Origin of the sequence: Mycolicibacterium vulneris, assembly GCF_002104765.1 — a bacterium.
Taxonomy (GTDB): domain Bacteria; phylum Actinomycetota; class Actinomycetes; order Mycobacteriales; family Mycobacteriaceae; genus Mycobacterium; species Mycobacterium vulneris.
In genome coordinates this window covers 281786-296008 of record NZ_NCXM01000003.1, presented here as the reverse complement: position 1 = coordinate 296008, position 14223 = coordinate 281786, and the positions used below count along the sequence as shown (strand labels likewise).

Annotated in this window: 7 protein-coding genes and 2 tRNA genes; 7 read left to right on the top strand and 2 right to left on the bottom strand. The window is 63.8% G+C overall.

What is annotated here, in order from left to right; genetic code table 11:
* Positions 1–12: 12 nt before the first annotated feature.
* The 6 genes from B8W69_RS04680 to B8W69_RS04655 all read left to right on the top strand — a co-directional run bounded on the left by B8W69_RS04680 (position 13) and on the right by B8W69_RS04655 (position 10364).
* Positions 13–86 (top strand) — tRNA-Ile (locus tag B8W69_RS04680).
* A 148-nt stretch (positions 87–234) separates the two neighbouring features.
* Positions 235–307: transfer RNA gene (locus B8W69_RS04675), tRNA-Ala, on the top strand.
* A gap of 253 nt (positions 308–560) precedes the next feature.
* Positions 561–6959: a sulfolipid-1 biosynthesis phthioceranic/hydroxyphthioceranic acid synthase gene (gene pks2 / locus B8W69_RS04670; RefSeq protein WP_085288772.1), complete on the top strand. Its 6399-nt coding sequence runs from the start codon at positions 561–563 to the stop codon at positions 6957–6959.
* An 11-nt stretch (positions 6960–6970) separates the two neighbouring features.
* Positions 6971–8413, top strand: a complete 1443-nt coding sequence (locus tag B8W69_RS04665; RefSeq protein WP_085288771.1) for an amino acid adenylation domain-containing protein — start codon at positions 6971–6973, stop codon at positions 8411–8413.
* The gene (locus B8W69_RS04660) at positions 8410–9666 is read left to right on the top strand and encodes a glycosyltransferase (protein ID WP_085288770.1); all 1257 of its coding nucleotides are present in this window, start codon (positions 8410–8412) and stop codon (positions 9664–9666) included. Before B8W69_RS04665 ends, B8W69_RS04660 begins: the two co-directional genes overlap by 4 nt.
* Entirely contained in the window at positions 9663–10364 is a 702-nt protein-coding gene (locus tag B8W69_RS04655; protein WP_085288769.1) for a GAP family protein, read from the top strand. The genes B8W69_RS04660 and B8W69_RS04655 overlap by 4 nt, the downstream gene beginning before the upstream one ends.
* Before the next feature lie 14 nt (positions 10365–10378).
* Here the strand turns inward: B8W69_RS04655 and B8W69_RS04650 are convergent, their stop codons facing one another.
* Together B8W69_RS04650 and B8W69_RS04645 are read right to left on the bottom strand one after the other, a co-directional pair.
* Positions 10379–11428, bottom strand: a complete 1050-nt coding sequence (locus tag B8W69_RS04650) for a rhamnan synthesis F family protein (RefSeq protein ID WP_085288768.1) — start codon at positions 11426–11428, stop codon at positions 10379–10381.
* A 64-nt stretch (positions 11429–11492) separates the two neighbouring features.
* The gene (locus B8W69_RS04645; protein WP_085288767.1) at positions 11493–13220 is read right to left on the bottom strand and encodes an AMP-binding protein; all 1728 of its coding nucleotides are present in this window, start codon (positions 13218–13220) and stop codon (positions 11493–11495) included.
* Between the two features lie 112 nt (positions 13221–13332).
* On the opposite strand from B8W69_RS04645, the gene B8W69_RS04640 reads away from it, so the two are divergent.
* Positions 13333–14106, top strand: coding sequence for a phthiotriol/phenolphthiotriol dimycocerosates methyltransferase (locus B8W69_RS04640; RefSeq protein WP_085288766.1), 774 nt, complete (start codon positions 13333–13335; stop codon positions 14104–14106).
* The last annotated feature ends 117 nt before the right edge of the window (positions 14107–14223 follow it).

Sequence of the window (14223 nt, the reverse complement as noted above, 5' to 3'; positions counted from 1 at the left end):
GTACGCGAGTACGGGCCTATAGCTCAGGCGGTTAGAGCGCTTCGCTGATAACGAAGAGGTCGGAGGTTCGAGTCCTCCTAGGCCCACAACCATGTGCCCGTCAAGACGTTGCGTAAGGCTCGCACTGCCACTGGGACTCATCGCCGTATTGGCAGCGGTGGCGTGGTCACGACGTGGAGTCGAGGTCTGGCACGTGGCTGTGGATGACCAAGGTCAGCCACTTAGTCACGATGAGGGGCCTTAGCTCAGTTGGTAGAGCACCGCCTTTGCAAGGCGGGTGTCAGGGGTTCGATTCCCCTAGGCTCCACAAGTCAGTCCCTTCCCCGCCACCTTGCGTTTGGGCGCGCCGCCCACTCACTACCGCACTCAGTTAACTCTCGCCACGCACTCGCCTCGCACTTAACCGGCGCCGCAAACCGGCCGCGATCGGCTAGCATGCCCGACAACTGACCGGTTGCAACCCAGCGATAAGTCAGCCCACAGCGCAACTCGACCGTTGCTGTGAGGAGGAACGGCTTGTGCGGGCCAATTCATCATCGGGTGCGGATTCAGGACCGGTTATGCCTGTTGTTCCGGTAGTCAAGACGCCCTGTACCCCGGTGGCGGTGATCGGCATGGCTTGCCGACTACCTGGCGGTATCGACTCTCCCCAACGGCTATGGGAGGCGTTGCTGCGCGGCGACGACCTGGTCACCGAGATTCCACCCGACCGGTGGGACGCCGACGAGTACTACGATCCCCAGCCCGGTGTGCCGGGTCGATCGGTGTGTAAGTGGGGTGCATTCCTGGATGACGTGGCCGGCTTTGACCCCGACTTTTTCGGCATCACCGAAAAAGAAGCGACGGCGATGGATCCCCAGCACCGCTTGCTGCTGGAAACCTCATGGGAGGCCATGGAGCACGGCGGCCTGACGCGCAAGATGCTGGCCCGGTCGCGGACGGGCGTGTTTGTGGGACTGATGCACGACGACTACCAATTCGTGCACGCCGAAGCCGACGCCTTGGAGGGGCCGTACGGATACATGGGCAACAGCTTCGCCATGGGGTCCGGGCGGATCGCCTACACGATGGGACTGCAAGGTCCGGCGATGACGGTGGACACCGCATGCTCGTCCGGCCTGGCCGCGGTGCATCTAGCGTGCCGCAGCCTGCATGACGGCGAAAGCGACATGGCCCTGGCCGGCGGCGCCTCGGTGTCGTTTGAGCCGCGCAAATCCTGTTCGGGTTCTGCGATCGGAATGTTGTCTGCAACCGGACGCTGCCACGCATTCGACATCGCTGCTGACGGGTTCGTGGCCGGCGAGGGTTGTGTCGTGCTGTTGCTCAAGCGGTTAGCGGATGCGCTCCGCGACGGCGACCGGATCTTGGCTGTGCTACGCGGCACCGCCGCCAACCAGGATGGCCACACGCCGAACATCGTGACGCCGTCGCGAGGCGCACAAGTCGAAGCCTATCGGGCAGCATTGGCCGGGGCCGGTGTGGACGCCCGCACCGTCGGCATGGTGGAGGCACACGGTCCCGGCACCCCGGTGGGCGATCCCATCGAATACGCCAGCCTGGCAGAGGTGTACGGCCTCGACGGGCCATGCGCGCTGGCATCGGTGAAGACCAACTTCGGGCACACCCAATCGGCTGCCGGAGCGCTGGGGCTGATGAAGGCGGTTCTCGTGCTGCAGCACGGTGTGATTCCGCCCAATCTGCACTTCACCCGACTGCCTGACGAGATCGCACAGATCGAGACCAACCTCTTTGTGCCGCAGGAGAATACGCCGTGGCCCGACAATGGCCATCATGGACCCCGGCGCGCGGCGGTGTCGTCTTACGGGTTCTCCGGAACCAACGTGCATGCCATTGTGGAGCAAGCACCCGAGACGGTCGTGCCGGATGCCGCGCCAACCACTCCCGCTATTGACGGCCCGCTGCTGTTCGCGTTGTCGGCCACGTCGGCCAGCGGACTACGGCAAACGGCCGGGCGCCTCGCTGACTGGGTCGACGCGCACGCATCGGACCTTGCGGCAACGGATCTGGCGTACACGCTTGCTCGCAGGCGTGCGCACCGGTCGGTGCGCACCGCGGTCATCGCACCCACCATCAAGGAACTGACCGAGGGATTGCGCAAGGTCGCCGAAACCGATTTTCCGTATCAGCCCACGGTCGGGCAGGACGATCGAGGCCCGGTATGGGTGTTCTCCGGGCAGGGTTCGCACTGGGCGGCGATGGGCGCCGACCTGCTCGCCGCCGAGCCGGTGTTCGCCGCGACCGTGGCCCAGCTCGAGCCGATGATCACCGGCGAGTCGGGATTCTCTGTCACCGAGGCGATTTCGGTACCCGAGACGGTGAGCGGGATCGATCGGATTCAGCCCACCCTGTTCACCATGCAGGTCGCACTGGCGGCCACGATGAAGGCATACGGTGTGCAGCCGGGCGCCGTGATCGGCCACTCGATGGGCGAGGCCGCAGCCGCGGTTGTGGCGGGAGCGCTGACGCTGGAAGACGGGGTCCGCGTGATCTGTCGCCGCTCGCGGCTGATGTCCACGATCGCCGGTTCCGGGGCGATGGCAGCGGTGGAACTGCCCGCCGAGCAAGTGCTTTTGGAACTGACGGCCCGCGGCGTCGATGACGTTGTGCTGGCGGTGGTGGCCTCGCCACAGTCCACGGTGATCGGTGGCGCCGCGCAAACCGTGCGGGATCTGGTCAATGCCTGGGAGCAAAGGGATTTAGTGGCACGAGAAATCGCCGTCGATGTCGCCTCCCACTCCCCACAGGTCGATCCGATCCTCGACGAGCTGTTCGACCTGCTCGCGGAGATTAAGCCCGCGACACCGCAGCTGCCGTTCTACTCCGCGACCGCGTTCGACCCGCGTGAGCAGCCCGTGTGCGATGCCTGGTACTGGTCGGACAATTTGCGTCACATGGTGCGTTTCGCCGCGGCTGTACAGGCGGCGTTGGAGGACGGCTTCCGGGTCTTCGCGGAGTTGGCTCCGCACCCCCTACTCACCCACGCCGTCGAGCAGACCGCCGGCAGTGTTGGCATGCCGGTGGCCGCGCTCACCGCCATGCGCCGCGACCAACCGCTACCGCACGGCCTGCGCAGCTTGCTGCTGGATTTGTTCAGTGCCGGTGCGGCGATTGACTTCTCGGTGATCTATCCGCGCGGTCAGCTGGTGGATGCACCGCTGCCGGCATGGAGTCACCGCCCGCTGCTGCTGACCCGCAAAGGCCCGGATCCGCGGGCGCGCGGGGCCGGCACGGTTCCGGCGCACCCGCTGCTGGGGGCGCATGTGCGATTGCACGAGGAGCCGGAGCGCCACGTTTGGCAGGGCGAGGTCGGCACCGCGGCCCACCCCTGGCTGGGCGACCACCGGATACACAATGTGGCCGCCCTTCCGGGGGCGGCCTACTGCGAGATGGCGCTGGCCGCGGCTCGCACGATCCTTGGCGAGAAATCTGAAGTTCGCGACATCCGTTTCGAGGCGATGCTGTTGCTGGACGACCAGACGCCGGTATCGGCGGTTGCGTCGGTGACCATGACGGGCGCGGTCGAATTCGTGGTGGAGACCTTCCAGGACGGTACACAGCTTCGGCGGGCGACAGCGGTGCTGCACGCGGGGGTGGATGAGGACCAGCCACCGGCGTACGAGATGCCCGCCCTACTCGCGGCCCACCCATGCCGGCTCGCCGGAACGGAGCTGCGGACCCAGTTCGACGGGCACGGGTTGCAGTACGGCCCGGCGTTCGCCGGATTGGCCGCGGTGCATGGCGCAGAGGAGCCGATCGGCACGGTGCTGGCCGAGGTGGGCCTACCCGGCCCTATCCGCTCGCAACACAGCGCCTACGGCGTCCATCCGGCCTTGTTGGATGCCTGTTTTCAGTCGGTGGCCGCTCATTCCGGCGCCCAGGCCGCAGGTGACGCCGGGTTGCTGCTGCCGCTGGGCGTACGCAGAGTCCGTGCCTATGGTTCTGCTCGCACCGCGCGTTACTGCTATACGAAGGTGACACGGGCTGACGGGGTCGGGTTGGAGGCCGACCTCGATGTGCTCGATGAGCACGGGACGGTTCTGCTGGCCGTGCGCGGGCTGCAACTCGGGACCGGGTCCTCGGAGAGCGCAAACCGCGATCGCGTGCTCAACGAGCGGCTGCTGAGCATCGAGTGGAAACGGCGAACCCTGCCGGATGTGGATCACGTCGGCCCGGGAACGTGTTTGCTGATCAGCACTTCCGCCACCGCCGACGTCATGGCGACAAGCCTGACCGACGCATTGAAGGCCGAGGGTGCCAGGTGCTTGACCATGACATGGCCGCAGCATGCCGATCACCAGGCGAACACCGAATTGGTCGGCAGGCATCTTGCCGACCAGGTCAGCAGGGTCGTCATACTCACCGGCCCCAAGAACGGCAACCCGGAGCAGGAGTGTGGGCTGCTCGGTGGCGACTATGTGCGTCATCTAGTGCGAATCGCCCGGAAAATCACGGACATTGACGAAGAGCCGCCGCGCCTTTACCTCGTAACGCGGAACGCTCAGACCGTGTTGCCGGGCGACGTGCCGAACCTCGAGCAGGCTGGGCTCCGCGGCCTGGTGCGAGCGATCAGCACGGAGTATCCGCATCTGTGCGCCACCCAGATCGACATGGGCGAGGACGGCGAGGCCGAGCGGCTGGCAAGGCAACTGCTGGGGAGCTCGGAGGAGGACGAGACGGCCTGGCGGAAGGGCGAGTGGTATACGGCGCGTCTGAGTCCCGCACCGCTACGCCCTGAGGAGCGGCGAACCACCATGGTGGACCACGAGCACGATGGTCTGCGCATGCAGATCCGCACGCCCGGTGACTTGGAAACGATGGAACTGACTGCCTTCCAACGCGTGTCGCCGGAGGCCGGCGAGATCGAAGTCAAGGTGAGCGCAGCTGGCATCAACTTCGCCGATGTCCTCTTGGCCTTGGGCCGGTATCCGAGCATCGACGGGGATGTGCCGCAGCTTGGTATGGATTTTGCCGGTGTTGTGACGGCGGTCGCTTCCGACGTGACAACTCATCGTGTGGGTGACCGTGTCGGCGGTTTCTCCAAAAACGGTTGCTGGTCCACGTTCACCACATGTGACGCGCGCCTGGCTGTGACCCTGCCGCGGGGGCTCACCGAGGCCCAAGCGGCGGCGGTGAGTACCGCGCACGCCATCGCCTGGTATGGCCTGCACGATCAGGCCAGGATCACCAGCGGTGACCGGGTGTTGATTCACTCCGCCACTGGCAGCGTGGGGCGGGCGGCGATCGCGATCGCCCGTGCCGCGGGCGCCGAGATCTTCGCTACCGCGGGTAGCGAGCACCGCCGAGAACTATTGCGCGAGCTGGATATCCAGCATATCTACGACTCCCGTAGTACCGACTTCGCCGAGCATATCCGCCGTGACACCGACGGAGACGGCGTCGACATCGTGCTCAACTCGCTACCTGGCGCCGCACAGCGCGCCGGGCTGGAAGTGCTGTCCATCGGCGGACGATTTGTGGAGATTGGTAAGCGCGATGTCTACGCCAACACCCGACTGGGGCTCTTCCCGTTCCATCGCAATCTCACGTTCCACTACGTCGACCTGGCACTGATGTCACAGAGTCATCCACAACGGGTAGGCGACCTGCTGGGCACGGTGTACCGGCTCGTCGCAGACGGCGATTTGCCTTTACCGGCAAGCACTCACCAACCGATCGGCGATGCGGCCACCGCAGTCCGCACGATGAGCGCGGCCGAGCAGACGGGCAAGATCGTGCTCGACGTGCCCCGGTCCGGACACACCAGCGTCGTGGTGCCGCCCGAACAGGCCCGGCCTTTCCGGAACGACGGTTCCTACATCGTCACCGGCGGTCTGGGTGGCATCGGACTGTTTCTCGCCGAGAAAATGGCCGCGGCCGGTTGTGGGCGCATTGTGCTCAGCTCCCGTTCTCAGCCCAATCCCAAGGCGCTGGAAACGATCGAGCTCATCCGGGCGATGGGCACCGACATCGCGGTGGAATGCGGCGACATCACTGAAGTCGACACAGCGCCGCGTTTGGTACGTGCGGCGACCGCCACCGGGTTTCCGTTGCGTGGGGTGCTGCACGCCGCTGCGGTATTCGAAAACGCGATGCTGGCGAACGTGACTGACGAGCTCATCGACCGAAATTGGGCTCCAAAGGTCTACGGCGCGTGGAACTTACACCAGGCCACGTCCACGCTGCCCCTGGATTGGTTCTGCTTGTTCTCCTCGGCGGTAGGCCTGGTGGGCTCGCCCGGGCAAGGGCCGTACGCCGCCGCTAACGGCTGGCTGGACGCATTCGCGCGGTGGCGCCGAACTCAAGGCCTACCCGCCACCGGAATCGGGTGGGCATTGTGGGCCGAGGTCGGTCGCGCCGCAGAGCTCCGAGCCGAGGCCGGTGAGGATTTGGCGCCCGGACGCGACGGCGAAGGCACCGCCATCGCGCACTGGCGCGACACCGCTTTCACCGCCGACGAGGGTGGCTACGCATTCCAGGCTCTGCTGTGCCATGACCGCGCGTACTCCGGGTATGCAAAGCTGACGGGAACGCCGTGGTTCGCCGCCTACGCGCACCGCAGCCGGTTCGCTGAACTGTTCCGGTCCAACGATCAAAGTGCGTCGGCAGCGGGCGAATTGCTGAACGAGTTGTATGCGCTGCCATCGGAGGAGTGGCCCGTCCGACTACGGCGGATGATCTCCGATGCGGTCAGCCTGATTCTGCGTCGCACCATCGATCCGGACCACCCGCTCTCCGAATACGGTCTCGACTCCATGGGAAACCTCGAGCTGCGCACCCGCATCGAGGCTGAGACAGGGATACGCGTCACCACCAACGACATCACCACCATTCAGGGCTTGGCCGGACTGTTGTGCGAAAGGCTCGCTCCTACGGGTGGTCTCGGGCCCGCCGCAATAGGTCAGCACATCGAAACGCCGGCCGAGCCGCAAGTCGACTAGAGGAGGGCCGGGTGTTCGTAGGTGCAGGGCCAGCGCACGGGCTGTTCGTGGGAACGGTGTATGACTGGGCGCCGGAGACGGGCAAAGTCGTTTCTTGGCAGCCATCGTCGGCCTCGCTGGCGAAAGCCCGGCAAGCCCCGATAAGTGATGTACCGCTCAGCGCAATGCAAGAAGCGCACCTTCGCGGCTTTTCCCGCTACGCGGCCCGCGGGCTCGATTATGCGCGCCTGGTAATCGGCACCGGAGACGAGCCCGGTCGTTGCGACGTTCGTACCATGGGCTACGTCATAAACTCGCACCTGCGGCGGCACAAGACTTATCACAGTTGGTTCGAGTACGAAGGCACGGAAAGCATTGTGCGGCATACGATCGTCGAGCCGGCCGACATCGAGTTCGTCCCGGTCCGGCAGGGCGACATGACGCCACAAGAGTGGCATCAGTTCGTGCTGTCCACTCCGGATCCGGTGGAGTGGGATTGCTTCAGGTTCGGCATTATTCAGCGCGAGGACCACTTCACGATTTTCTCGATTGTCGATCACCTGCACTGTGACCCGACAATCATTGCGGGCTTATACACCGAAATCGTGATGAACTACCGTGTCCTGGTAGCCGGCCGTGCGCTCGTCCAGGTACCGCCGGCGGCCAGCCATGACGATTTCTGCATCCGGGAGCAGCAGCACGTATCGTCTCTGACCTTGGATTCCGCCGAGGTACGCAGGTGGATCGAGTTCGCCGAGAACAACGGTGGAACCCTACCGGACTTCCCACTGCCGCTTGGTGATCTGTCGCAGGCCACGGGTGGCGACCTGGTGGTCGATCGGCTGATGGATCAGCAACAGACGGCCGAATTCGAATCCCGCTGCATCGCGGCGGGGGCGCGCGTCAGCGGCGGTTTGTTTGCCTGCATAGCTCTCGCGCAGCATGAGTTAACCGGCGCCACAACGTATTATGGCCTTGCGCCGACCGACAAGCGCAGGTCGCTGGCGGAATTTTCGACAATGGGCTGGTTCACCGGCGTGGTTCCGTTCACGGTACCTGTCAACCCGGCATCCTTCGAAGAGACCGCCCGTGCCGCGCAGGCTTCCTTCGATTCGAATCTGGACCTCGCCAACGTGTCGTTTAACGAAATATTGAAATTGGCGCCCTGGCTCAGGGCATGGGGCCCGAACTGCACGATGGTCAACTACATGGATGCGGGCCTCCCTCCCTTCTCCGCGACTGTCGCCTCCCACATGAAAAACGCGAAGGTCAGCATCTACTGCGACCCCAGGGATCCGGCGCACCTCTATTTCTCGGTGATCCGTCTCTTCGATGAGGTGTCCATGTGGGTGAACCTCCCGAAAAATCCGATCGCCAAAGACTCCGTGACCCGCTACCTGCAAGCGATGAAATCCGTCTTGAAGCGCGTCGCGGACGGACGTCGTGCAAGTCAACCAATCGAACTATCCGGATGAAAATCGTGTTGGCCGCCCATGGGACTCGCGGCGACGTCGAACCCTGCGCCGCAGTTGGTTTGGAGCTGCTGCGCAGGGGCCACGACGTGCGCATAGCGGCTCCACCCAACCTGCTCGGCTTCGTGGAGTCGGCCGGCCTTACTGCGGTCGGTTACGGACCAGATTCGCAGAAGCAGGTCAGGGCGGTCGCGGACTTTGTTCACCACGCCTTCAAGCCGCAGAATCCCGTCAACTTGGTGCGCACCGGCAAGGACCTCTTCGTCGAGGGTTGGGCGCAGATGAGCAGGACGCTGGTGTCGCTGGCGGACGGGGCCGACCTGCTGGTAACGGGCCAGACGTACCACGGCGTCGTTGCCAATGTTGCGGAGTACTATGACATTCCGCTGGCGGCGCTCCACCACATGCCGATCTGCGTCAATGGACAACTCGCCCTGCCATCGCTACCGTCGCCGGCACCCCTGGTCCGCTCCACTCTGCGGGCAGCTTGGCGGCTGTATTGGCGCATCACCAAGGACGCCGACGACGCACAGCGTCGTGAACTCGGCCTACCGCGCGCGGCGGCCCCCGCGGCCAAGCGGATGGCGGAACGTGGATCGGTCGAAATCCAGGCCTACGACGAGGCTTGCTTTCCGGGCCTCGCAGCCGAATGGACTGGCCGGCGCCCCTTCGTCGGCGCGCTGACGATGGAGTTGCCGACGGATTCCGACGGTGAGGTCGCGTCGTGGGTTGCCGCGGGAACGCCGCCGATCTACTTCGGTTTCGGCAGCACGCCGGTCCAAGCTCCCGCCGACACGATCGCCATGATCGCCGCAGCTTGCGCGGAGCTCGGCGAACGGGCCTTGATTTATTGCGATGCCAGCGGCCCCAACGGCGTGTCACCTCCCGAGCGCGTGAAGCTTGTTGATCTGCTCAACTATTCGTCCATCCTTCCGATCTGTCGCGCGATCGTCCACCACGGTGGTGCGGGCACCACGGCCGCGGGCCTACGGGCAGGAATCCCCATGTTGATCCTTTGGGACGTGGCCGATCAGCCGCTATGGGCAGCGCAGGCGACACGTATGAAAGTCGCTCGCGCTCAACGCTTATCGACCATCACCCAAAGATCGCTGATCTCACATTTACGTCGTATTCGAGCGCCGCACTACGTGGCCCGTGCTGGCGAGATCGCCGCCCGAATGACCAAGCCTGCCGAAAGTGTCGGCGCTGCGACCGATCTCATAGAAGGCATCGCCCGCCGGGAGCGTGGCCGATGATGTGGGGCACGGTGCTGGCGATCGCCCTCTGGGTGTCGATCGACCCGACGCGTCTGGTCATCGGCGGGGTGTTGATGTCACGCCCCCGGGCCCGGCACAACCTTTTTGCGTACTGGCTGGGCGGTCTGGCAGCCGGCGTCGCCCCCGGCGTTGGCGCGCTTGTCCTGCTGCACGGTTCGCTGCTGAAGGATATGGAAGAGGCGAGGTCCACGCTCGCACGCTTCACGAGTGGCTATTTCCAAGTCGCCGTCGGTGTGCTCATGCTGTTGATCGCGGTAGTTGTGTCGGCGGGGTCGTACGGCGGCGCTCCGTCCCCGACTCTGCAGCCCACACCGACCCCATCCGCCTGGGTAATTGCCCGCATGCGTCATGCGCTGCAAGGCGGAAATCCGTGGGTGGCGTTCGGGATTGGCGTGGTATCGACCATGCCGCCCATCGATTATCTCTTCGTGCTCGTCATCATCGTCTCCTCGGGAGCCGGAATCGCGACTCAGCTCGGCGCGGTCGTGATATTCACCGTCATGGTGCTTGTTCTCGTGGAGGTCCCGCTCGTCAGCTGTCTGGTAATGCCGGCGAGAACCGAGTTGGCCATGCTGCAGCTGCAGCGGTGGGCCGCCGTTAACCGTCGGCGGATTCTCATTGTCGTCCCCGCTGTGGCGGGGTTAATGCTGGTGAGCGCTGGTATGAGCAGCATTTGAGCGGCGAAGGGCGTTCATCTTGACCCGCTGGCCCGCGGCGAGTAGGTCTTGCGCGCTTCGGGGTGCGTCCACCGAGCTGTTGGGCGGGCGTAGCCGCTGATCAGCGGGGGCGCTCTCCGTCCGAGCCTGTCCACGTTCGATTGGACGAATTGGAAGGGATAGGAGGTATGTTGCTCGATGACCGCGCGGAGGTCCTCCATCGACGCGTGCCACGGCATGTCGTACCGCGCCAGGTTCGTCTTGAGGAACGGGAATCGGAAATCCTCGATCAGGCCGTCCCAACAGTAGAGAGTGCTGTTATTTCGTGCGGAGCGTTCGCCGGCCCAGCGCTGCGCCGATGAGCGCCCATAGGTTGTTTTGACGGTGGCGGCGGAGACGAACGGTTTGATCTGCAAGCCTGCATTACGAGCGCGTTTGGATAAGCCGACCTCGTACCGCCAGACAAGGGTGCCTTTATGGACGACGTACTGGAAGTTGTTCCAGAAATCGTCGAGGAAGGCGCGAGTGCGTGAGTTGAGATCCCATCCCACAAAGAAAGATTGGAGGTGGGGGGCCATCTGGGTATTTTCGATGGGGCCGTACATGTCGGCATCGTGGAACGAGTTCCACATCTCCTCGAGGGGAAAGAGGGGGCCGAACACGCTGTCGTTGGCGATGACGAACCGGTCGAACTGATCGAGCGACCAGCCGCGCTGCCGGAGGATGCACCACGCGAGGTGCCACGAGCCGAAGTCGTAGGCAAGCGTGCGGCGGGTGTAAATGCCCGCACAGAAGGGCCGGATGGGAGCGACCGATTCCGCCGAGAGGATGGGTGAGCCGGAAACGAAAACGATGGCTGCACCAAGTCCTTGCAGCGCCTTCAGGTAATAGGTGACGTAAGGATCGACGATGCCCTGGGGATCGAAGTGTGCGAATAGAACGAGCGTGCGGCGACCCGATGGAGGCTGCGGTGGAAGCCCCAGGTGGCTTTCGCGCAGAAAACGTAAAGTGTCGCGGTTCAGGTGGTGTCGCACGACTGCCACCGTGCGCTCGGATTCGGCTAGCAGCATGTTCGACAGTTTCACGACGCCCCCTGCAACAGGTAGTGGCACCGGTGCGCGGACTCCGCGATCGCCCGTGGCGCTGGCACTAAGCGTCCAAGCGGGCGAATTGGTTCTGGCGGTACCGCTCGACGCAGGCTGCCCTTCTCACCTTGCCGCTAGTGGTGATGGGAATCGAACCAGGCGCTACCACAACGAGATCCGCGATGCGCAGGCCGTGCATGTTGGAAATCGCAGAGGTCACTTGACGTTTGACGACGTTGAACCTATCAGCCGCGTCCTCGTGGGAGTCGGTGCGATCCTTGAGCTCGATGATTGCGACGACCTTGTCCGTGCCGTCGTCCGGAACCGCAATCGCCGCGCATCGTCCCGGCGTGATGCTCTGGATCGTTGCTTCAAGGTCGTCGGGAGAGTGGTTACGCCCGTACACGATCAAAAGATCCTTGATCCGGCCGATGATGAACAGCTCGCCGTCGCAGATGAAGCCCGAATCTCCAGTTCTCAGCCACGGCCCTTCCGGGGTGCCGTCGGACGGAGTGACAAGCGTTGCGCCGAATATCTGCGTCGACTCTTGGGGCCGCTGCCAGTAGCCGGTTGCGACGTTGTCCCCGTGCACCCAGATTTCACCGGTCGTTCCCGCCGGACACTCGATGCTGTTCTCCGGATTGACGATTCGCACCATCGGCGATTCCGGAACGCCGTAGCTGACGAGCGCTGTACCGCCCCCGTCTGCCCGACGCTTCGCGCGGCCCGCGGTCAGCTCTTCGGAGTCGAAATGAACGATCTGGGGTGGTTGACCCGCTTCGCGAGTCGCGACATACAACGTTGCTTCTGCCATCCCGTATGAGGGCCGTAGCACCCTGTCGTGCAGGTTGAAGGGCGCGAACCTCTCGGTGAAGCGCTGCAGAGTTGCGGGCTGTACGCGCTCGCTCCCGTTGAGGATGCTGAGCACGTTTCCAAGGTCGAGCCCGGCCAGGTCATCGTCCGATGTTTTTCGTGCCGCTAATTCGAAGGCGAAGTTAGGTCCTGCCGACAGTGAGTGACTGTTGCCGGCAAGCCATTGCATCCACCGGGCCGGCCGCTGCAGAAACGCGACGGGACTGGCAAGGACAGCGCGAAATCCGGTCAGAACCGGAAAGATGATTCCGAGATGCAACCCCATGTCGTGGTAGAAGGGCAGCCAGGACACCACAGTGGTGTCCGGCGGGGCAACTCCCCCATGGTCCCCGAAGAAGTCAGCATTGATCTGGCCGAAATTCGCCATGACGTTTTTGTCCGTAACCATGACGCCGACGGGGGTACGGGTCGATCCGGACGTGTACTGCAAATACACTGTCTCTGTTGAATTCTCGACCCGCGCAGCGGACGCCTTCTTCGAGTCGAGGTCCAACAAATCAACTTCGATAAATGACGGGACGGCTTCGCCGGCCTTCGATTCGAGACCCGCGGCGATATCGCCCGCGACAGACGATGTCGTGAGAATGACCGCGGGCGACGCGTCACCCAGCACCGCGTCAATACGCTCATCGCTGGCCCCACCCAGGGGGACCGCGATGAGCCCGGCCTGTAATGCGCCGAGAAACGCGCTGATGTAGTCAAGTCCTGGCGGCGCCAGTATCACAGCGCGGTCGCCATTTGATCCGTGAAGCCTGAGCTCCCGTGCAATATTAAGCACCCGTCGATACAGCTGTGACCACGTCAGGCTTTCGGCAATTCCGGCCGGGTCCTGTTCGTAATCCATAAATGTGAACGCCGTCTGGTTGGGCTGCAGACTGGCACGTTCGCGCAGCAGTGTCGGAATGGGACACTTAAGCATGGGCGTCAGGCTACCTCGGCGATTACCGCTGCGCCGGTTTTGCGCCAGAGACGATGCGCGGCTCCAGCAGACGACCATCGAAAGCCTCATCGACCGGCTGAACAGCAACCCAATGCTGCTGAAACTGTTGAATTTGCGGTTCAAATACGGTTACCGGTTCCTCAGCCGCCTGCTCATAAGGGACGACGTATTGTTCCTGAACTACGGATACGAGGAGAGCCCGCCGATGGCCCTGCCACTGGCGGCGTCCGACGAGCCCGATCGATTTCCTATCCAGCTCTACCACCGCACGGCGACCCAGGTGGATCTCGCCGGCAAAAAGGTGCTCGAGGTCAGTTGCGGCCATGGTGGCGGGGCTTCGTATCTGATGCGGACTCTGCGCCCGGCCTGCTATACGGGGCTGGATCTGAACACGGTCGGCATCGAATTCTGCCAACAGAGGCACAAGCTGCCCGGTCTGAACTTCGTGGCGGGCAATGCCGAGAGCCTGCCCTTTCCCGATCGGTCCTTCGACGCGGTGATCAATGTCGAAGCCGCGATCAACTACCAAAACGTGCCCAAGTTCTTCGCCGAGGTGGAGCGTGTGCTGCGCACGGGAGGGCATTTTCTGTACGCCGATATCCGCTATGCCGACGAAATCGCCGCCTGGGAGACGGACCTGGCCAACGTCCCGATGCGCCGGGTGTCGGAGCAGACCATCAACGCTGAGGTGATGCGCGGGCTGGAGAAGAATCGGTTCTTCGACCAGATCACTCGTCGGCTACCGAATATCGCGTTGTTGCGCGGCATAGCCGATGACTACGCGGGTGGGCGGGGGTCGTTGATCTACCGCCGGCTGGAAAACGGCGAGGCGTCGTACCGGTTGTTCTGCTTTGCCAAGGATTGAGGCGTGGTTGTCCTGAAACTTCGGGCCGGTGTCACCGCGCGTGAAACTAGGGCTCCCTGGTGAGTGTCCAACGGCTTATTCTTTGAATACCCCAGCAAACGCCTGGGGTCTTCAGTT